Annotated in this window: 19 protein-coding genes and 1 other RNA gene; 12 read left to right on the top strand and 8 right to left on the bottom strand. The window is 68.5% G+C overall.

Going from position 1 to position 19,071, the window contains the following annotated elements; translation table 11 throughout:
* The first annotated feature begins 10 nt into the window (after positions 1 to 10).
* The 8 genes from ACP690_RS05790 to ACP690_RS05755 all read left to right on the top strand — a co-directional run bounded on the left by ACP690_RS05790 (position 11) and on the right by ACP690_RS05755 (position 6,474).
* Entirely contained in the window at positions 11 to 376 is a 366-nt protein-coding gene (locus ACP690_RS05790) for a response regulator (RefSeq protein WP_017978214.1), read from the top strand.
* A 47-nt stretch (positions 377 to 423) separates the two neighbouring features.
* The gene (locus ACP690_RS05785; RefSeq protein ID WP_426260523.1) at positions 424 to 1,542 is read left to right on the top strand and encodes a chemotaxis protein CheB; all 1,119 of its coding nucleotides are present in this window, start codon (positions 424 to 426) and stop codon (positions 1,540 to 1,542) included.
* A complete protein-coding gene (locus ACP690_RS05780; protein ID WP_426260386.1) occupies positions 1,539 to 2,444 on the top strand; it encodes a CheR family methyltransferase in 906 nt (301 codons plus the stop codon). Before ACP690_RS05785 ends, ACP690_RS05780 begins: the two co-directional genes overlap by 4 nt.
* Before the next feature lie 58 nt (positions 2,445 to 2,502).
* Entirely contained in the window at positions 2,503 to 3,192 is a 690-nt protein-coding gene (locus ACP690_RS05775; RefSeq protein WP_426260387.1) for an N-acetylmuramoyl-L-alanine amidase, read from the top strand.
* A gap of 10 nt (positions 3,193 to 3,202) precedes the next feature.
* An RNA gene (gene rnpB, locus ACP690_RS05770) (RNase P RNA component class A) lies at positions 3,203 to 3,567 on the top strand.
* A 47-nt stretch (positions 3,568 to 3,614) separates the two neighbouring features.
* Positions 3,615 to 5,582, top strand: a complete 1,968-nt coding sequence (locus ACP690_RS05765; RefSeq protein WP_426260388.1) for a hypothetical protein — start codon at positions 3,615 to 3,617, stop codon at positions 5,580 to 5,582.
* A gap of 47 nt (positions 5,583 to 5,629) precedes the next feature.
* Positions 5,630 to 6,169 (top strand): J domain-containing protein, encoded by a 540-nt coding sequence (locus tag ACP690_RS05760; protein ID WP_017978218.1) that lies wholly within the window; start codon positions 5,630 to 5,632, stop codon positions 6,167 to 6,169.
* Positions 6,154 to 6,474 carry a (2Fe-2S) ferredoxin domain-containing protein gene (locus ACP690_RS05755; RefSeq protein WP_043059904.1) on the top strand — a complete coding sequence of 107 codons (321 nt, stop codon included), beginning with the start codon at positions 6,154 to 6,156 and terminating at the stop codon, positions 6,472 to 6,474. Before ACP690_RS05760 ends, ACP690_RS05755 begins: the two co-directional genes overlap by 16 nt.
* 154 nt (positions 6,475 to 6,628) lie before the next feature.
* Here the strand turns inward: ACP690_RS05755 and ACP690_RS05750 are convergent, their stop codons facing one another.
* The 3 genes from ACP690_RS05750 to rplJ form a co-directional block, all read right to left on the bottom strand.
* Positions 6,629 to 7,033, bottom strand: a complete 405-nt coding sequence (locus ACP690_RS05750; protein WP_017978220.1) for a SufE family protein — start codon at positions 7,031 to 7,033, stop codon at positions 6,629 to 6,631.
* Between the two features lie 358 nt (positions 7,034 to 7,391).
* The gene (gene rplL, locus ACP690_RS05745) at positions 7,392 to 7,769 is read right to left on the bottom strand and encodes a 50S ribosomal protein L7/L12 (protein WP_017978221.1); all 378 of its coding nucleotides are present in this window, start codon (positions 7,767 to 7,769) and stop codon (positions 7,392 to 7,394) included.
* Between the two features lie 76 nt (positions 7,770 to 7,845).
* Entirely contained in the window at positions 7,846 to 8,361 is a 516-nt protein-coding gene (gene rplJ, locus ACP690_RS05740; RefSeq protein ID WP_017978222.1) for a 50S ribosomal protein L10, read from the bottom strand.
* A gap of 566 nt (positions 8,362 to 8,927) precedes the next feature.
* Here rplJ and ACP690_RS05735 point away from each other — a divergent pair.
* Entirely contained in the window at positions 8,928 to 11,402 is a 2,475-nt protein-coding gene (locus ACP690_RS05735; protein ID WP_426260524.1) for an alkaline phosphatase PhoX, read from the top strand.
* Between the two features lie 177 nt (positions 11,403 to 11,579).
* Positions 11,580 to 12,077 carry a PilZ domain-containing protein gene (locus ACP690_RS05730; protein ID WP_017978225.1) on the top strand — a complete coding sequence of 166 codons (498 nt, stop codon included), beginning with the start codon at positions 11,580 to 11,582 and terminating at the stop codon, positions 12,075 to 12,077.
* A gap of 650 nt (positions 12,078 to 12,727) precedes the next feature.
* On the opposite strand, the gene rplA is transcribed toward ACP690_RS05730, so the two are convergent.
* The 4 genes from rplA to dinB all read right to left on the bottom strand — a co-directional run bounded on the left by rplA (position 12,728) and on the right by dinB (position 16,826).
* On the bottom strand, positions 12,728 to 13,420 hold the full coding sequence (gene rplA / locus ACP690_RS05725; RefSeq protein WP_017978226.1) for a 50S ribosomal protein L1: 693 nt from the start codon (positions 13,418 to 13,420) through the stop codon (positions 12,728 to 12,730).
* Between the two features lie 4 nt (positions 13,421 to 13,424).
* The gene (gene rplK / locus ACP690_RS05720; protein ID WP_017978227.1) at positions 13,425 to 13,856 is read right to left on the bottom strand and encodes a 50S ribosomal protein L11; all 432 of its coding nucleotides are present in this window, start codon (positions 13,854 to 13,856) and stop codon (positions 13,425 to 13,427) included.
* A gap of 302 nt (positions 13,857 to 14,158) precedes the next feature.
* Positions 14,159 to 15,289, bottom strand: coding sequence for an SET domain-containing protein (locus ACP690_RS05715; protein ID WP_426260389.1), 1,131 nt, complete (start codon positions 15,287 to 15,289; stop codon positions 14,159 to 14,161).
* 439 nt (positions 15,290 to 15,728) lie between these two features.
* A complete protein-coding gene (dinB, locus tag ACP690_RS05710; protein ID WP_426260390.1) occupies positions 15,729 to 16,826 on the bottom strand; it encodes a DNA polymerase IV in 1,098 nt (365 codons plus the stop codon).
* A gap of 68 nt (positions 16,827 to 16,894) precedes the next feature.
* Here dinB and ACP690_RS05705 point away from each other — a divergent pair, with 68 nt between their 5' ends.
* Entirely contained in the window at positions 16,895 to 17,485 is a 591-nt protein-coding gene (locus tag ACP690_RS05705; RefSeq protein ID WP_426260391.1) for an isochorismatase family cysteine hydrolase, read from the top strand.
* A gap of 120 nt (positions 17,486 to 17,605) precedes the next feature.
* Here ACP690_RS05705 and ACP690_RS05700 read toward each other — a convergent pair whose 3' ends face one another.
* Complete coding sequence (locus ACP690_RS05700) at positions 17,606 to 18,052, bottom strand: hypothetical protein (RefSeq protein WP_426260392.1); 447 nt, start codon at positions 18,050 to 18,052, stop codon at positions 17,606 to 17,608.
* Between the two features lie 115 nt (positions 18,053 to 18,167).
* Here ACP690_RS05700 and ACP690_RS05695 point away from each other — a divergent pair, with 115 nt between their 5' ends.
* A complete protein-coding gene (locus ACP690_RS05695) occupies positions 18,168 to 18,917 on the top strand; it encodes a hypothetical protein (RefSeq protein ID WP_426260393.1) in 750 nt (249 codons plus the stop codon).
* Positions 18,918 to 19,071 lie beyond the last annotated feature (154 nt).

The following is a 19,071-nucleotide window of genomic DNA, read 5'->3' as shown; positions in this document are numbered from 1 at the left end:
AGGCGTATCCATGAAGACCTGCCTCGTCGTCGACGATTCGAAGGTGATCCGCAAGGTGGCCCGGCACATTCTGGAAACGCTGGACTTTACCGTGACGGAGGCCTGCGACGGCCGTGAGGCGCTCGACGCCTGCCTGGCGTCTGCCCCTGACGTGATCCTGCTCGACTGGAACATGCCCGTGATGAGCGGGATGGATTTCCTGCGCGCGTTGCGCGAATCGGCGATCCCCTCGCGACCCAAGGTCGTGTTCTGCACCACCGAGAACGGCATGGCCTATATCCGCGCGGCGATCGACGCCGGCGCGGACGAATATGTGATGAAGCCGTTCGACCGCGACACGCTCGAATCCAAGCTCCAGATCGTCGGCCTCGCCTGAGCCGGTCCGGGTGCATGGCGCCGCTTCCCCAACCTTTACGTGACGACGTGCAGGCGGAGGACGACAGTCCCGCAACGCCGCCCCGGCCCCTGCCGCGCATCCTGATCGTCGACGATTCGGCCGTCACGCGTGCGGTGATGGAGCGGATCGTCACCGCCAGCGGCCGCTATGTCGTCGTCGCCAGCGTCAGCACGATCGCGGCCGGCCTGGCGGCGCTGGCGCGGGAACCGATCGACCTGATCCTGCTCGACATCAATCTGCCCGATACCGATGGCCTCACCGCCCTGCCGGCGCTGCTCGCCGCCAGCAACGCGGCGCACGTGCTGGTCGTCTCGGGCGCGCTCAACACGAGCGGGGACGTCGCGCAGCAGGCGCTCGACGCGGGCGCGATCGACACGCTGTTCAAGCCCGAAGCCGGCCAGCGCATCACCCAGTTCAGCGAATCGCTGCTCGGCAAGATCGATCGGCTGCTGGCCGTCGACCCCGCACCCGCCGCGCTCGACGAGCATCCCTCGGCGATAGCGAGCCGCACGCCGGCACCCGTGCGCGATGCGAAGGGCGTGACCGTCCCGCTCGCCACGGCCGCGGCGGATTACGACGTGGTGGCGATCGGCGCCTCGACCGGCGGTATCCATGCGCTCAGCGAATTGCTGCGGGCGATACCGGCTGAATTCCGTTTGCCGATCCTCGTCACGCAGCATCTGCCCGCGGCCTTTATGCCCTATTTTGCGGCGCAACTCGCGGTGATCGGCGGCCGGCCGTGCGAGGTCGCCTGCGACCGGATGCGCGTGCGCCCCGGGCGGATCATCGTCGCGCCGGGCGATGCGCATATGCGCTGCGTCCGCCTGCCCGACGGGTCGGCCGCGGTGCGCCTGACCGACCAACCGAGCGACAGCGGCTGCATGCCGTCGGTCGACCCGATGCTGGCGTCGCTTGCCGACATCTTCGGGCCCCGCGTGCTCGCCATCGTGCTGAGCGGCATGGGGCGCGACGGCGCCGATGGTGCGCGATCGGTGCATGAGGCGGGAGGCAGCGTGATCGTGCAGGACCGGATCAGCTCGGTCGTCTGGGGCATGCCGGGCACCATCGTGCAGGCGGGCCATGCGGACGTCGTCCTGTCGCCGCGCGACATCGGCCTGTTCGCCGCCGCCGGACAGCGGCCATGATCGCCCCGTCGCGCGCGACCGCCGTGCGCCCGCCCGCGGCCGGCAGCACCGTATCGCCCGCGACATTGCAGATGTTCAGCGCGTTGCTCGAGGCGCGCACGGGCCAGCGGATCGCCAGCTATCGATCCTGGCGCATCGACACGGCGCTGAAATCGCTGATGCGCGATCGCGGCCTCGGAACGCTCGACCAGCTCGTCGCGCTGCTGCGTGACGGGCGCGATCGCCCGCTGGCCGACGAGGTGGTCGACGCGCTGCTCAATCAGGAAACCTCGTTCTTCCGCGACGCGCCGATCTTCGACCTCGTCGTCGAGGCGGTGGCGGCGGCCGAACGGCGCGGCCACCGTGCGCGCATCTGGTGCGCCGGCTGCGCGACCGGGCAAGAGCCGCAATCGCTGGCGATGCTGTTCGCCGAGCGGGCGGAGGCGGGCGCCCCCATGCCCGAAATCCTCGCGACCGACGTATCCGACCTCGCGCTCGCCCGCGCCCGCGCCGGCCGGTATACGCAGTTCGAGATCCAGCGCGGCCTGCCGATCCGCCAGCTGATGCGCTGGTTCGATGGCGAGGGCGGGGAATGGACGATCAAGCCCGATCTCGCCCGACGCGTCATGTTCCGGCAGCACAATCTGGTCGCCGACCGCCCACCGGCGGGCGCGTTCGACGTCATATTATGCCGCAACGTGCTGCTCTATCTATCGCCCGAAACCAAACAGGCGGTTTTCCGCACCTTCGCCGACGCCCTGCGCCCCGACGGCCTGCTGGTCCTGGGGGCGGGGGAGACGGTGATCGGCCAGACGCAGCTGTTTCAGCCGAGCCGGACGCTGCGGGGCTTCTACGAACGGTCGGCCGTGCCGACGTCCGGCGGCGGCATCGCCGGCGCATCGCAGGGCCGCGGCGGCGCCTGACCGCGGATCGTCCGGTCCCCCTTACCTAGCGCGTGCGGCTCGGCTAACGTGCATCGCCATGGACCGTCTCGACACGCCCTCGCCGAACTTCGACGAGCGGACGCTGCCGATCAGCATGATCGTGCTGCATTACACCGGCATGCAGGATGCCGCCTCCGCGCGGGCGCGCCTGTGCGATCCCGAGGCCAAGGTCTCGTCGCATTATCTGCTCGACGAGGACGGCACGCTCCACCAGCTCGTGCGTGAGGAGCATCGCGCCTGGCATGCCGGCGCCTCGCACTGGCGCGGCATCACCGACGTCAATTCGGCGAGCATCGGGATCGAGATCGTCAATCCGGGGCATGAATGGGGCTATCGCCCGTTTCCCGACGCGCAGATCGAGGCGCTACTGCCGCTCGTCGCGGACATCAAGGAGCGCCACGGGATCACGCGCGGCAATATCGTCGGCCATTCCGACGTCGCGCCGGTGCGCAAGCGCGATCCGGGCGAGCTCTTCCCCTGGCACCGGCTCGCCCGGCTGCGGCTCGCGCTGCCCCGGCCGACGCGCAACTTGCTCGACCCGATGTGGACGCAGGCGGGCTTCCTGCTCGCGCTCGAACGCTTCGGCTATGACGTCACCGATCCGATGGCGGCGATCATGGCGTTCCAGCGCCGCTTCCGCCCCGAGCTTATCGATGGCGAGATCGATGCCGAATGCCGCATGATCCTGCTCGCGCTGCTGCTTCCCAAACCGCAGGGGGATGAGTAGAGAGGCCAGGTCAGAGGGTCGGGCGGCCGCGGGCATCGCAAGATGCGCGAGGAAAGTCCGGGCTCCGCGAAACGACGGTGCCGGGTAACGCCCGGCGGGGGCGACCCCAGGGACAGTGCCACAGAGAGCAGACGGCCACTCCTTCGGGACGGTCATGGTGAAAGGGTGCGGTAAGAGCGCACCGCGCGACCGGTAACGGAAGCGGCACGGCAAACCCCACCGGGAGCAAAACCGAATAGGGACGGCATAGGGGCTTCGTTTCAGCTCGTCGTCCGGGTTGGTTGCTGGAGGCGGCGCGCAAGCGTCGTCCTAGAGGAATGGTCGCCCAGTCTCTTCGGGGATGGACAGAACCCGGCTTACAGACCCTCTGGCGTTTATCTCCCACTGCGGTCAGGATGCACCCCGAGTGGGGGAGTGACGACATGCAGGGACGGATGGCCGCAATCGCGGCGCTGGGGTTGGCCGCGAGCAGCATCGGTCAGGCCCAGCAAGCGCCACAGCGCCCGGCGGAGCCGCGCACCGTGCAGCAGGATTTCGAAGCCGCGACGGCCTTGTCGAGCGGCACCGATCGGGCGGCCGCGCTCACCGCGTGGGAGGCTTTGGAAAAGCGAGTCGCGGATCGACCACGCAATCTCGGGCTGGTGCTGGTCCGCAAAAGCGTTGTCCTGGATGCGATGAACCGCAGCGACGAATCGGTCGCCGCCGCGCGCCGCGGACTTGCGCTGCTGCCGGCGACCGACGCGTCGCTGCGCGACGATCGCTATTCGGCCTACACCAACCTTGCGCATGTCGCGCACCGCACGCTCGATTACGCCAGCGCCGCGTCCTTCTACGCCCAGGCGGAAACGCAGGCGACGAACCCTACCGATAAGCTCGCGGCGCTGCTCGGCCAAATCCGGACCGCGACCTTCACCGATCCGGCGGCAGCCGCGGCGGCGGCCGCGCGCGCCGATGCGCTGCTGGCGCAGGTGAAGGCCGACAAGGACGTGCTGGCGAGTTTTGCCTCCGCTAAGGCCGTGCTGGCGCTCAATCGCCACGACCTGCCGACCGCGACGGCGCAGGCGATGGATGCGGTGAAGGACCTGGGCGGCCTGACCAACAAGACCGATCTGCGCGATGCCGCTGCCCGCTCGACCGCCGCGCTCGCCCTGCTGCTGTCGGGCCGCAAGGACGAGGCCCGCCGCTACATGGCGATGACCGGCGCCGGTCGCGTGCCCGACGGCAATTTCGATCCGGGCGCGGCGATGATGCCGCCCGATTGCGGCGGCGAGGCTGGACTGAAGCCGCAGGACATGGCGATCGTGCAGTTCTCGATCCGGGACGACGGAACGGTGCTGCTGGCCGAACCCATCTACGCAGAGGGCGGCGGCGCGGTTGCGCTCGCCTTCGCCCAGGCCGCGCGGAGCTGGTCGTGGAGCGTCGAGCAGGTCAAGGCGATCCCTTCGTTCCTGCGCTACAACGTCCGCGTCGAACTGCGCTGCAACCTCGCCTTTCCGCGGCCGTCGATCGGTGATGGACTGATGACGACGCTGACCGAATGGCTCCGCGCCCAGGGACAGCCGGTGCCGGAAGAACCGGAGAACCCGGCTCAAGCGCTTCCCGGCGAACGCGCGGCGCTGGCGGCGGCGCCCGACGGTTTGCCGCGCCTCGTCGCGCTGGTGGCGCTGATCCGGTCGCCGGTGGTCCCGCGTGAGGAAAAGCAGGCCTTCGCCGAGGAGGCGTTAAAGATCGCGCAGGGGGCCAAGGCGCCCGTGACGGGCCAGCTTGGCCTCGCGCTTGAGGAACGTACCAACAGCCGCGCGGATATGTGGGGCGCCTCTGCCTACCGTCGCGTCGTGGCGCCGCTGCTCGACCAGCCACCCTATGCCGGCAATCCGCAGGCGCGCGCCGCGATCCGGCTGCTCCTGGCAGACAAGGAGGAACCGCGCAGCGACCGGCGGGCGGCGCTGCTGGATCAGGTGGTCAAGGATCAGGCGCTCGGCGAGCACGACGCACTGCGAACCGGCGCGCTGATCCGCCTGGCGTCGCTGGCCCAGGCGCGGGGCGATGCGGTCGCCGCGAAGGACGCCTTCGCCCAGAGCGGCCTGTCCGCCAATCAGTGCGCGCTGGTCGGCGATGCGCCGCAGCTGCGCCATGCCGGCGGCACCTTCCCCGAGGAAGCGATGTCCTGGGGTTTCGAGGGCTGGACGCGCACGCAGTTCGACATCGCGGCCGATGGCGCGGTCGTCGCGCCGCGCGTGATCGTGTCCTATCCGCCGTTCATCTTCACCCAGGCCGGCAATGCGACGGCCAAGAGCTTCGTCTTTTCGAAGACCTATCGCCCGGCCGGCGCTCTCGCATGCGGTGCGGCGACGCGGCAGGTCCGGTTCCTGCTGCCGTCTAGGCACTGATTGCCGCGGCGGTTGCGCGCCGCCGCCCAGCGCTTATGTGGGCGGGGATGGCGCGTAATCCCACCCGTTCGAACGACTGGGGCTTTCCCCGCTGGCGCGGCTACGGCTCGTCGCGCGAGGCGACCACGGTCCGCCTGTGCGACCGGCATGGCTGCGACGCGCCGGGCAATTGCCCCGCCCCTAAGTCGCCCAACAGCCCCGACCGCTGGTATTTCTGCGAGGCGCATGCCGCCGAATACAATCGCGGCTGGAATTATTTCGAAGGTCTGTCAGCCGAGGAAGCCGCCCAGCGCGAGGCATCGGAAAGCCGCACCGCATCGGGCTATGCCAATGCCAGCCATTACGCCTGGGGCGGCCCCGGCGACGGCAGCCGCTCGCGCGACGAGATGCGCGCGCTGGAGGCGCTGGAGCTGGACAGCGACGCCGATTTCGATGCGGTGAAGGCGGCGTGGCGCCGGCTGGCCAAGGCGAACCACCCCGACGTCCGGCCCGGCGATGCCGATGCGGCCGTCCGCTTCCAGGCAGTGCAGGCGGCTTATGAGGTCTTGCGGACGGCAGAGGAGCGGCGCGAGTGGCGCCCCAGCTGAAGCACGTCCCCAGCGCCTGGTCCGGCGCCGTCCTGGTCTGCGGCAAATGTTCGAAGAAGATCGACGGCGGCTTCGGCAAGAAGGGCCGCACGCCGCTGGCCAAGGTGTTGCGCAAGATCCTGGGGCTGAAGAAGGGCCGCAAGGCACCGCTCGGCGTGGTCGAGACGCGCTGCCTGGGGGTATGCCCGCGCGGTGCGGTGGCGCTGATCGATGGCCGCGACCCACACCGCTGGCTGGTGGTGCCACAGGGCGCCGACGTGGCGGAACTGGCGGCGCGGCTGGCGCCGCAGCCCGAGGCGCGCTGACCTTCGCCCCACACCTTCCGTCACCCCGGACTTGGTCCGGGGTCCACTCCGCGGCGAGGGGGATGGCTGGAGGCGTAAACGTCCCCTAGCGGCCCGGTGGACCCCGGACCCAGTCCGGGGTGACGGCGTGGATGGGGGGGGCGCCCCCAACCCCTCAAACGTACCGCGCCGCTGTCTCGCGGATCAGCGCGATCATGTTCGGAATCCCCTGCGTCCGGTTCGAACTCAGCTGGTTCTTGAGGTCGAACGACGCGAGTTCGCCCTCGATATCGGTCGCCAGAATATCGCCCGGCGCGCGATCCTGCACCGTCAGCAGCACCAGCGCGATGATCCCCTTGGTGATCGCAGCATTGCTGTCCGCCAGGAAATGCAGCGTGCCGTCGTCGCGCCGCGTCGGATAGACCCACACCGACGCCGAACAGCCGCGCACCAGCGTCGCCTCCGTCTTCAACGCATCCGGCATCGGTTCGAGCGCGCGGCCGAGATCGATCAGCAGCCGATAGCGATCGTCGGCGTCCAGAAAGTCATATTCGTCGCGAAGGTCGGCGAGGCTGGTCATGCCACGCGCGGTACAGGCGGGGGCGGGGCGGGGCAACCGGGCGTGGGGCTTTCACGCACATCTCGCCGAACGTCCGTTCGCCCTGAGCCTGTCGAAGGGCGGGCTGCAACAAGCGCGGCAGGTTTGCGGTGATGATCGTGCTTCGACAGGCTCAGCACGAACGGGGGATTTGGCACGAGATATCCCGCGCTTCTCCGCCGACGAAAAAGGGCGGCCTCCTTGCGGGGGCCGCCCTTTTCGTATCGCTTCGGTCGGCCGTCATGGGGGCAAGCCCCATGACGTCGAAGCTCGGCGGTGCCGAGCCTGGCCGGCCGTGCGGGAGTGCGGCGGGCAGGCCCGCCGTCTCTCCCGCTACAGCTTACTTCAGCTCGACGGTCGCGCCGGCTTCTTCGAGCTGCTTCTTGATCTTCTCGGCTTCGTCCTTGTTCACGCCTTCCTTGACCGGCTTCGGCGCGCCCTCGACGAGAGCCTTCGCTTCGGTCAGGCCCAGGCCGGTGATCGCGCGGACTTCCTTGATGACGTTGATCTTCTTGCCACCGTCGCCGGTCAGGATCACGTCGAACTCGGTCTTCTCTTCAGCGGCCGGAGCGGCAGCGCCACCGCCAGCAGCCGGAGCAGCGGCAACAGCCGCAGCGGCCGAAACGCCCCACTTCTCTTCGAGCATCTTCGACAGCTCAGCGGCTTCGAGGACGGTCAGTTCGCTCAGGCTCTCAACGAGCGCGTTCAGGTCTGCCATGGTACTTCCTTCATAGTTCGGGGCATCGCCCCGGAGTGTCGTTCACAAAATCGCTTGAGGCCAAGCTCCTGAAAGATCAGGCGGCTTCCTTCTCGGCATAGGCCGACAGCACGCGCGCGATCTGCGCCGCGGGAGCCTGGGTGATCGTCGCGAGCTTCGTTGCCGGAGCAACGATGAGGCCCACGATCTTCGCACGCAGTTCGTCCAGCGACGGCATGGTGGCGAGCGCCTGCACACCGGCTACGTCGAGAGCCGTCGCGCCCATCGATCCGCCCACGATTTCGAACTTGTCGTTCGTCTTCGCGAATTCGACCGCAACCTTGGCTGCGGCGACCGGATCGACCGAGGAGGCAAGGCCGACCGGGCCGGTGAGCATATCGCCCAGCGCGCCATAGTCGGTGCCATCGAGTGCGATCTTGGCAAGCTTGTTCTTCGAGACCTTGTAGGTCGCGCCGGCATCACGCATCAGATTGCGCAGTCGCGTGGACTGCGCCACCGTCATTCCGTTGTTGCGGGTGACAACCACCACGCCGACCTCGGAAAAGGTGCGATTCAACTCGGCAACGGCCGCGGCCTTTTGAGCACGATCCATGCCATTCTCCACGTTTGAGAAGGCCACGCGAAGCGGCCCTCCCGGTTACAAACCGGCAGGGGAGAACCCCGGCCGGGGTTGTCCATCGATGGGGAAGGGCACCCGTGAAGGTGTAGCAGACCGACGCGAGGCTATCGCCCGACCGGTCCGTCAAATTCCTGTCCCCGTCTCGGCAGGACATTAAGCCGCGGCATATTCCGCGGCACCTGCTGTCTTGGACGGATGCACGACGGGCGAACCCGCCGGCAAGGCCGCGCACATAGCGGAATTACGGGCCGAGTCAATCGGGCCATCAATTCCTCCCCGCCAGGGAGGGCGCTCGGCGCAAGCCGGGTGGTGGAGGGGGAGGGAAACGATGCCCCCCCGTCGCAAAGATCATCGCCGACCACCCCCTCCGTCAGCGTTACGCGCTGCCACCTCCCCCGGAATTTGCATGTCTCCAATCCGTCATGTTCGTTTCATCCAGCCGTCATCCGATCGCAATCCCCCTGCCGCTTTCCCCCGCCAAAATGGGGATCGCACCGCCGGCCAACGGGCCGCGATCAAGGGGGAATTTCATCATGACCATGCTCGACCAGCCGGCCATCGGCTATGACGACGGCGACATCGATACCAATGTCAGCACGAACGGCCATATCAACGATCTGATCGCACTGCGTTACTCGCGCCGCCAGACGCTGCGTGGCGGCCTGTCGGCGATGAGCATGGCGGTGTTCGGCGGCGCGATGCTGGCGGGCTGCGACAAGGACGATACCCGCCGCGCGACGACGGTGACCGCAGGCGACGCCACCAGCACCACCAGCGGCAAGACGGTGACGTTGGTCGGCACCGTCACCAGCGGCACGGCGAGCAGCACAGGCTGGACGCAGACGAGCGGCCCGACGGTCGCGCTGAGCTCCAATTCGACCGGCACCGCCACCTTCACCGCACCCGCGGTGACGCAGAGCACCGTCCTCGGCTTTCAGTTCGCCAGCACCTCGTCGGATGGCATCCGCTCGATCGCCGATACCAGCGTCACCGTCGCGCCTGCGATCCTCGATTTCACCGCGGTGTCCAAGAGCCTGGCCGACGTCGTCGCCGTACCCTCGGGCTATCAGGTGGCCATCCTCTACCGCCTCGGCGATCCGATCAACAGCAGCGTCGGCGCTTATGCCAATGATGGCAGCGACACGACCTTCTCCGCGCGCGCGGGCGACCATCACGACGGCATGAGCTATTTCGGCCTCGCCGCCAGCGGCACCACGCCGGACGCGAGCAACAGCCGCCGCGGCCTGCTGGTGATGAACCACGAGAATATCACCGAAAGCTACCTGCACCCCAACGGTCCCACCAACCTGTCGTCGGGCGTCCGCCCGACCGCCGAGGTGCTGAAGGAGATGGAATGCCACGGCGTCAGCGTGATCGAGATCACGCGCGGCACCAGCGCCTGGAGCTACAGCAGCACCAGCAGCTTCAACCGCCGCATCACGCCGTTCACGCCGACCAGCTTTTCGGGGCCGGTCGCCGGCAGCGCGTTGCTCTACACCGCCTATGCGACCAACGGCCGCACCGGTCGCGGTACGATCAACAATTGCGCTAATGGCCGCATGCCGTGGAACACCTATCTGACCGCGGAAGAGAATTGGGCGGGCTATTTCCGCCGTGATTCGGGCGACAACACGCGCCGCGCCGCCGCGGTGGGGGCGAAGTCGGTCACCGCTTTCTCGCGCTACGGCCTCAGCGAACGCGCGGGCAATTATCGCTGGACCTTCTCCGACGCGCCGACCTTGGGCGACACGACCCGCGTCGCCAAGTTCAACGCGACGATCGATCCGACCAAGGCGGCTGACGGCACGCAGGATTTCCGCAACGAGCCCAACCAATATGGCTGGATCGTCGAAATCGACCCGTTCGACCCGTCGTCGACCCCGCGCAAGCGCACCGCGCTCGGCCGCATGAACCACGAAGGCTGCGTCGTCGGGCGCACCATCGCGGGCGTGCGCCCGGCCTTCTACATGGGTGACGATGCGCAGAACGAATATCTCTACAAGTTCGTCTCCGCGACGCCCTGGTCGGATGCCGACGCTACAGCGAGCAACCGCTTGGCGATCGGCGACAAATATCTCGACAGCGGCACGCTGTACGTCGCCAAGCTCAACGCGGACGGCAGCGGCCAGTGGCTGCCGCTGGTGTTCGGGCAGGGGCCGCTGACCGCGGGCAATGCGGCCTATGCCTTCGCCGATCAGGCCGACGTGCTGACCCATGCCCGCCTGGCTGGCGACGCGCTGGGCGCGACCAAGATGGATCGTCCCGAATGGACCGCGGTCAATCCGGTCAACGGCCAGATGTACCTGACGCTGACCAACAATTCGTCGCGCACCGCGGCCAACACCGATGCCGCCAACCCGCGCGCCTATAGCGATCCCAAGACGACCGGCGGCCAGACCAACGGCAACCCCAACGGCCACGTCATCCGCCTGCGCGAAACCGGCGACACCAGCGAGGCGACGAGCTTCACCTGGGATATCTACGCCTTCGGGGCGGGCGCGGACCTCAACCCCGCCAACATCAACCTGTCGAACCTCGACGCGACCAACGACTTCTCGTCGCCGGACGGCCTGTGGTTCGCCCGGCCCAGCAACGTCGCGGGGCAGGGGACGCCGCTGATGTGGATCCAGACCGACGACGGCGCCTATACCGACGTCACCAATTGCATGATGCTCGCCGCGATCCCCGGCACCGTCGGCGATGGCGGAACGCGGACGATCACCAACAGCCTGAACGGCGTCACGGCGAGCCAGACGACGCGCATCGGCAAAGCGCCCGGCACGTCGCTGAAACGTTTCCTGGTCGGCCCCAAGCAGTGCGAGATCACCGGCATCGATTCGACGCCGGACGGCCGGACGCTGTTCGTCAACATCCAGCATCCGGGCGAAAACGGCGGCCCGACCAACATCACCAGCAACTGGCCGCAGAGCCAGGCGACCGGCACCGGCACCGGTCGTCCGCGCTCGGCAACGATCGTCATCACCAAGACGGATGGCGGCATCATCGGCCTGTAATCGGACCGGGGCGACCGCGGGTAAAACCACCCGCGGTCGCTTGTTTCAAAAAAAGTCCGCTTTCGACCCGTGTCGGGAACCTCCCGTTAAAGACTGGCGCGGCATAGCAGGCTCCATGATCCCGAGTGCCACCCCTCTGTCGCCAATCGTGGGCCCCGTTCGCCCAGGGGAGCGGCCGTGAAGCAGCGGGAACCGCGCCGGAAGGTAATGGTGCGCGCCCGCATGCGCCGGGGCACCGGTTGGGGCGACGTCACGATCCACAATATGTCGTCGCGCGGACTGCTCGCCACCGCGGACGAGGAATTCCGCCCCGGCACGGTCATCGAGATCCGTCGCATCCATCACATCATCGTCGGCCGCGTCGTGTGGGCGAAGGGCCAGTATTTCGGCGTCCGCACGCAGGACAAGATCGACATCGACGGCATCGTGTCGGCCAAGCCGCCGGCGCAGAAGCCGGGGACCGAGGCGGGCGCATCCGGCCCGGATCGGCGCGGCGCCAACCGGGCCGTCTCGGTCGCCGAGCGGGAGGCCAAGAGCCGCCGCTTTGCCGCGCGCTTCCAGTTCGTCGTCATGCTGATCGGCATCGGCGCTGCGGGACTGATCGCGGTGCAATATGTCTCGGGCGTGCTGTCCACCCCGCTCGCCGCCGTCAGCGCCGCGCTCGACGGCAAGTAAGGCCGCCGGGCCGTTCCAAACGCCCCGTCACCCCGGACTTGTTCCGGGGTCCACCGGGCCGCGCAGGGGTGTTCTCGCCTCCGGCCGCTTCCCTCGCCGCGGAGTGGACCCCGGAACGAGTCCGGGGTGACGTGTGGGTGGGGCAGGCGTTCCGAACCACGCCCAACGCGAGACGGGCCGGGATCGCCCGCCATGCGCGGGAAGGCAATAGGGCCAGCCGGACAGCTCCAAACGCTCCGTCACCCCGGACGTGTTCCGGGGTCCACCGGGCCACGGGGGGGCGTTCTCGCCTCTGGCCATCCCCTCGCCGCGGAGTGGACCCCGGACCAAGTCCGAGGTTACGAATGGGTGAGGCAGGCGTTCCGAACCACGCCCAACGCGAGATGGGCCGGGATCGCCCGCCATGCGGGAGGCCAATAGGGCCCGCCGGGCAGCTCCAAGCGCCCCGTCACCCCGGACTAGTTCCGGGGTCCACCGGGCCGCAGGGGGGGCGTTCTCGCCTCCGGCCGTTCCCCTCGCCGCGGAGTGGACCCCGGAACACGTCCGGGGTGACGGCGTGGGTAGGGCGCGCCTTCGCGCATTGAGCCCGCACGCAAAAAGGGCCGGGATCGCTCCCGGCCCTTTTCGTGTTTCCGAACGATCGGAAAGGCTTACGCGCCCGCGACTTCGGCGGTGTCGACGCGGATGCCCGGGCCCATCGTCGAGCTGACGGCGACCTTGCGGACATACTTGCCCTTGGCGCCCGACGGCTTCGCCTTGACGACCGCATCGACCAGCGCGTCGAAGTTGCGACGCAGGTCTTCCTGGCTGAACGACGCCTTGCCGATGCCCGAGTGGATGATGCCGGCCTTTTCGACGCGATATTCCACCTGACCGCCCTTGGCGGCCTTCACCGCTTCGGCGACGTTCATCGTCACGGTGCCGAGCTTCGGGTTGGGCATCAGGCCCTTGGGGCCCAGCACCTTACCGAGGCGGCCGACGACGCCCATCATGTCCGGGGTCGCGATGCAGCGATCGAAGTCGATCGTGCCGCCCTGGATCGTTTCCATCAGGTCTTCCGCACCGACGACGTCGGCGCCGGCGGCGCGCGCTTCGTCAGCCTTCGGACCGCGGGCGAAGACGCCGACGCGAACGGTCTTGCCGGTGCCGGCGGGCAGCGTCACGACGCCGCGGACCATCTGGTCGGCGTGGCGCGGATCGACGCCCAGGTTCAGCGCGACTTCGATCGTCTCGTCGAACTTGGCGGTGGCGTTCTGCTTCGCGAGCGCGATCGCCTGATCGACGCCGTGCAGCGTTTCCGGGTTGATGGCGTTCGCCTTCTGCTTCTTGGTCAGCTTGGCCATTCTATCAGCCCTCCGTCACTTCGAGGCCCATCGCGCGGGCGGAGCCTTCGATGATCTTGGTCGCAGCCTCGATGTCGTTGGCGTTCAGATCCTTCATCTTGGTCTGGGCGATCTCGGCGAGCTTGCTGCGCGCGATCTTGCCCGCGACGACCTTGCCCGGCTCCTTCGAACCCGACTTCAGGCCGGCGGCCTTCTTGATCAGGAACGACGCCGGCGGCGTCTTGATTTCGAAGCTGAACGAACGGTCGGCATAGACGGTGATCTTGGTGGGCAGCGGGGTGCCCTTGTCCATGTCGGTCGTCTGCGCGTTGAACGCCTTGCAGAATTCCATGATGTTCACGCCGCGCTGACCCAGCGCCGGGCCGATCGGCGGCGCGGGCTTGGCGTCGCCTGCAGGAACCTGCAGGTTGATGTAACCTGTGATCTTCTTTGCCATGTCACTCTCGTTTCAAGTTTAGCGGTCCAGACGGGGCAAGCCCCTCCCGCAAGCATTCCAGGCATGAGCGTGGAAGCGCGGGCCCTTACGCGTAAAGGCGCGCGGGGGCAAGGGGGTGGGGCAACATGGACCGCCCGGCAGCTAGGACAGGGGTGGTCGTTCTCTTTTGCCAATCCTTCCCTCGTCATCCCGGCCTCGAGCCGGGATCCCGCTTCTTTCTTCGGCCGTTGATAAAGCCAGACCTCGGATCACGTCCGGGGTGACGGGGTTGGGCGCGCGCGGGGCATTGCACGCGTCTAAATCTACGCGACGCGGCGTCCCATGTCGCGCTCGTCCAGATACGGCGCGACGATCCCCATTGCGCGATAGCGATCCTGCACCTCGGCCGGCAGCAGCGCAAAGGCACGGATGACGCCGCGGCATTCGGGGCTGCCGCACGCGCATTGCATCGACCAGTCGGGGTCGGCGAGCGTGGTGGAATAGTCCCACGCGATCTCCTCGCCCGGCGCGATCGGGCGCAGCGCGACCAGAAAGACGCCATCGTCGGTGAAGCGCAGGCCCGCATTGGGCGAACAGCTATGGTTGATCAGATCGTCGATCCGGCCCGACGGCCCCATGTAGCGGTCGCGCCCGATCTGCAGATAGCGGTCCGACGCGCCGCTCAACCCTTGCGGCAGACGCGCGGCGGGGACGATCGGGCCGGAGAAGCGCACGATCGTCTCGGCTTGCGCGAAGCCCTGTGCCGCGAACACCGCCTTGCCGATATGCGTCTCGCCGACCGCGAACGGGTTGGCGGGCAGATAGGCGTCGAGCACGCGCAGCTTGCCCTCGCGCCGCCCGAACGAACGGATCGGGTTCAGCGTCGCCAGCCCCACCATGAACCACACGCTGGCGTGGCACAGCAGCTCGACGACGACATAGCCATATTCGCCCACGCCCGAACCGGGGCTGCGCATGGTCACCAGCAATGTCGCCATATCGCCCAGCGTCCACAGCCCCCAGGCCGGCGAGCGTTCGCGCGCGCGATCCTCCCACACGCTCGCCCAGGTGGGCCAGAAGCCCAGCGGCACCGCCGCGACGACGAGCATATGCGCCCAGAACGTTTCCTGCAGCGGCAGCCACAGGATGATCGCGGCGAGGCTGGCGGCCATGCAGATCGTCTCGGTCGAGGACGGCCGCGTCCAGCGCGAGCGGCGCCACATGGCAAGCGTCACGACGATACAGGCGAGCGCGGAGACGATGAAGACGAAGCCCTGCGGCTCACCCGGGTTGACCGCGACATAGGTGGCGGCCTCGACCCCCGTCGCCACCGTCCAGATCAGCCAGGACGCGCGGCTCGGCTCAAGCAGATGCCGCCGAAGCCCTGCCAGATAAATGGCATAGCCCGACAGGCTCAGCACCATCGCCACGATGAACCAAGGTTCGACCGTCATTCCCCCACCTTCTTGGTGAACGAGGCGTAAACGATGATGGTAAATCCGTCGAGGGGGCGGGGGCGTCTCGCGAAGTCGGCGGCAGAACGGATGGCCGTTTTCATCCGAGGCCTTCGCCCACCCACGCCGTCACCCCGGACTTGATCCGGGGTCCACCGGGCCGCGAGGGGACGTCTGGAGCCTCTTGCCGTCCCCCAAGCCGCGGAGTGGACCCCGGAACCAGTCTGGGGTGACGGGGTGGGTGGGGCAGGGGTTTCGTGACCTACAGCGGCAAGCTTGGCCCTCAAGGGTCCGGCCTCGGTTATGGCTTCCCACATACGCGCACCACCGCATACCGCCCGGCTCGCGCACCCCCCATCGTCACCCCGGACTTGATCCGGGGTCCCGCTTCTTGCCCCACCACCAAAAGTGAGCCCCCGGCTCAGGACCGCAGCACACCCTACAAAGGCAAACTCGGCTGCACCGCGTCGTCCGCCGGCTCCGCGCCCGGCCGCAGGATGCCGCACAGCGTCAGGCCGAGCAGGCGGACGCCGCCCGGCACGGGCAGTTGCGCGGTCAGCAGGTCGATGCCGATGCCGAGGAACGCCGCCTTGCTCGCCACCGGCACGGCGAGCGAGCGGGCGCGGGTGATCGTCTGAAAGTCGGCGTGGCGCAGCTTCATCGTCACCGTCTTGCCGCGCGCGCCCGAGCGTTCGACGCGCTCCCACGCCGCATCGGCGACGCGGGCGAGCGCGGCGTGGAGGTCGGCGGGATCGGTCAGATTGGTCTCGAACGTCCGCTCCGCGCCGATCGATTTGGCGGCGCGATGCGCGCGGACCGGGCGGAAATCCTGCCCGCGCGCAGCACCATACAGATAATCTGCATAGGAGCCGAAATGCTGTTGCAGAAAGGCGAGCGGCCGGTCGCGCAGGTCGGCGCCGGTGACGATGCCCAGTTGCTCCATCCGCCGCGCCGTCACCGGCCCCACGCCATGGAAGCGCTTGACCGGCAGCGAGGCGACGAAGGCGGCGCCCTTGTGCGGCGGGATGACGCAGAGGCCGTCGGGCTTGTTCTGGTCCGATGCCAGTTTGGCGATGAACTTGTTGTAGCTGACGCCGGCAGAGGCGGTGAGGCCGGTCGTGTCCTTAATCCGCGCGCGGATCTGTTCGGCGATCGCCTTGGCCGAGCCCAGGCCATGGCGGTCTTCGCTGACGTCCAGATAGGCTTCGTCGAGCGACAGCGGTTCGACCGCGTCGGTGTAATCGGCGAAGATCGCGCGGATCTGGTTCGACACGGCCTTGTACACCTCGAACCGTGGGCGGACGAAGACGAGGTCGGGGCAGCGCCGGATCGCGGTGACCGAGGGCATCGCCGATCGTACGCCGAACGCCCGCGCCTCATAGCTCGCCGCCGCCACCACGCCGCGCGCCCGGCTGCCACCGACCGCCACCGGCTTGCCCCGCAGCGCAGGATCGTCACGCTGTTCGACCGAGGCGTAGAAGGCGTCCATGTCGACGTGAATGATCTTGCGCATGGGGGGCGTCGCGCCGTCGGCCATCGTGCAGCCATCCCGCCAAACCCATCGCAGATCAAGGCGTTGCCGTTGCGTTTGCGGTAGAACGAAGCATGACCAACCCATCACCCGACCCGGCCCCGGGCAAGACTGCGCTGTTGCTCATCGACATGGTCAATGCGCTCGATTTTGAGGGCGGCGACGATCTGCGCGCCGCGACCGAGGATATCGTCGCGCCGATCCTAGGGCTGCGCGAAGCGGCAGATGCGGCGGGCGTGTCGGTGATCTACGTCAACGACAACAACGGCCAGTGGCATTCGGAACGCACGCGGCTGGTCGAGGACACGCTGGCTAAGGACACGCCCGGCCGCGCGGTGACGGAGGCGCTGTGCCCGCGCGACGACGATTATTTCATCATCAAGCCGCAGTTTTCGGGCTTCTACGCGACCAATCTGCCGGTGCTGCTGCCGCAACTGGGGGTGAGCCGGCTGATCCTGACCGGCGTCGCCGCCGACATCTGCGTGCTGTTCACCGCGGCGGACGCGCATATGCGGCAATATGATCTGTGGGTGCCGGGCGATGCCGTCGCGGGCAACCATCCCGAACGGACGCGCTGGGCGCTGGAGATCATGCGCAACAGCATGGACGCGCTGGTCGAGCCGACGAAGGAGATGACGTTGGCCGAGTGGGTGGCGCGGGGGTAGGGGCGCGCTTCCTTCGTCACCCCGGCCTTGAGCCGGGGTCCCGCTTCTCCATCGGTCGGCCAATAGCGGGACCCCGGCTCAAGGCCGGGGTGACGGGATTGTTGGGGTGACGGGGGCGTATTAGTCCTCCACAGCCAGCACCGCCGCCACCTCGTCCTCCGAAATTCCGAACGCACCTGCGAGGCCGGTCACCGATGCGCCGCGCTTCGCCAGCACACGGATGCGGTCGGCGTCGACCAGCGTCGTATAGCCACGCGTGTCGCGCTGTTCGCGGACGACATCCTTGCGACCGGAGCCGCGCGGGCGGCGTGCCTCGCGGGCATGGGGGTCGCGGGCGGCGGCCTGTTCCTCGGCCTCGCGACGGGCGGTGCGCGCCTGTTCGCGTTGCGCGGCCTCCGCCTCGCGCTCGGCGGCGCGGGTTTCGAGGCGGCGCTCGGTGTCGGCGGCGCGCGCGGCGGCGCGGGCCTCGCGCGCCTGTGCGCGTTCGGCGGCGCGCGCGTCGGGGCTCGCGTTGGTGCGGACGCGCAATCCGGTGGAGGGGCCGACGCCCCAGCTCTTGTCGACCACGTGTGTTCGAATCCTGGTGAACGGGGCTGCGCGCCTAGCAGGTCGTCGCACAGCGCGACACCTTCGGCGGTGTCGGACGTTGTCGCCGCCGTACCGAATCGTGAAGGAGCCTGCCATGACCGCCATCCGCTGCCTGATCGCGCTGCCGTTGCTGGCACTCGGCGCTTGCGGGTCGGGCGAGCGGGGCGCCTCCACGACCGGCGAGGCGGAGGCGACGCCCATGGTCGCAGCTAGCGCCACGCCGCGCGCGCTATCGACCCCCAAGCCGGCGCGCACCAGCGTCGCCGCGTCGCAGCCCCTGTCCTGCGCCGCGGAGATCGGAACGGCGGCCGCAGCGAAGCGGGTGGCGATCTGCCGCAACGTCTCGCCCGCGACGCATCCGCCGTGCAACGCCGCCAACAGCTGCGCGATGATCGAGGACGAGATCGCCCGGTCCTGCGCACTATTCGACGGGAAGGGATCGCGCATGGCCGGCTGCACCGTCGATCCGACCAGCGGACAGGCCGCGGCCGATGTGGTGCGGCGCTATTATGCCGCGATCAACGCGCGCGATTATGCCACCGCCTGGACGCAATGGGGTGACGATGGCCGACCGGGCCAGACCTTCAAGGGCTTCGAACAGGGGTTCGCCAAGACCCGCGCCACCCGCGTGACGATCGGCACGCTGCCCCCCGCGGAGGGCGCTGCCGGCTCCGTCTACCAGACCGTGCCCGTCACGGTGGAGGCAACGACGGATAGCGGCGCACGCCAGCGGTTTGTGGGAAGCTATGTCGTCCGCCGCGTCAACGGCGTGGACGGCGCGAGCGCGGCACAGCTGCGCTGGCATCTCGATTCGGCGACGTTGAAGCCTGCCACCGGCGGCTGATCCCGATCCCACAGGGCCAACTCACGCCTCCCCCGCCAGGGGGAGGCGGCATGCCGCAGGCATGACGGAGGGGGAGGTAAGGGCGACGCTCGGCCGCAGGGCATCTTGCCGTCCGGCCCCTGGAGGGGGAGGAGCTTTCTCATTTGGCCGGATG

The organism is Sphingomonas sp. DC4900 (genome assembly GCF_049896485.1).
GTDB lineage: Bacteria > Pseudomonadota > Alphaproteobacteria > Sphingomonadales > Sphingomonadaceae > Sphingomonas > Sphingomonas aquatilis.
This window is presented reverse-complemented; position numbering and strand designations above follow the sequence as displayed.

What these genes read in the sequence shown, in the direction of transcription:
- ACP690_RS05705 (WP_426260391.1), top strand. Translation starts at nt 16,895, where the DNA reads ATGACCAACCCATCACCCGACCCGGCCCCGGGCAAGACTGCGCTGTTG.
- ACP690_RS05780 (WP_426260386.1), top strand. Translation starts at nt 1,539, where the DNA reads ATGATCGCCCCGTCGCGCGCGACCGCCGTGCGCCCGCCCGCGGCCGGC.
- ACP690_RS05790 (WP_017978214.1), top strand. Translation starts at nt 11, where the DNA reads ATGAAGACCTGCCTCGTCGTCGACGATTCGAAGGTGATCCGCAAGGTG.
- rplJ (WP_017978222.1), bottom strand. Translation starts at nt 8,361, where the DNA reads ATGGATCGTGCTCAAAAGGCCGCGGCCGTTGCCGAGTTGAATCGCACC.
- ACP690_RS05750 (WP_017978220.1), bottom strand. Translation starts at nt 7,033, where the DNA reads ATGACCAGCCTCGCCGACCTTCGCGACGAATATGACTTTCTGGACGCC.
- rplA (WP_017978226.1), bottom strand. Translation starts at nt 13,420, where the DNA reads ATGGCCAAGCTGACCAAGAAGCAGAAGGCGAACGCCATCAACCCGGAA.
- rplL (WP_017978221.1), bottom strand. Translation starts at nt 7,769, where the DNA reads ATGGCAGACCTGAACGCGCTCGTTGAGAGCCTGAGCGAACTGACCGTC.
- ACP690_RS05760 (WP_017978218.1), top strand. Translation starts at nt 5,630, where the DNA reads ATGGCGCGTAATCCCACCCGTTCGAACGACTGGGGCTTTCCCCGCTGG.
- ACP690_RS05765 (WP_426260388.1), top strand. Translation starts at nt 3,615, where the DNA reads ATGCAGGGACGGATGGCCGCAATCGCGGCGCTGGGGTTGGCCGCGAGC.
- ACP690_RS05775 (WP_426260387.1), top strand. Translation starts at nt 2,503, where the DNA reads ATGGACCGTCTCGACACGCCCTCGCCGAACTTCGACGAGCGGACGCTG.
- ACP690_RS05735 (WP_426260524.1), top strand. Translation starts at nt 8,928, where the DNA reads ATGCTCGACCAGCCGGCCATCGGCTATGACGACGGCGACATCGATACC.
- ACP690_RS05695 (WP_426260393.1), top strand. Translation starts at nt 18,168, where the DNA reads ATGACCGCCATCCGCTGCCTGATCGCGCTGCCGTTGCTGGCACTCGGC.
- rplK (WP_017978227.1), bottom strand. Translation starts at nt 13,856, where the DNA reads ATGGCAAAGAAGATCACAGGTTACATCAACCTGCAGGTTCCTGCAGGC.
- dinB (WP_426260390.1), bottom strand. Translation starts at nt 16,826, where the DNA reads ATGGCCGACGGCGCGACGCCCCCCATGCGCAAGATCATTCACGTCGAC.
- ACP690_RS05715 (WP_426260389.1), bottom strand. Translation starts at nt 15,289, where the DNA reads ATGACGGTCGAACCTTGGTTCATCGTGGCGATGGTGCTGAGCCTGTCG.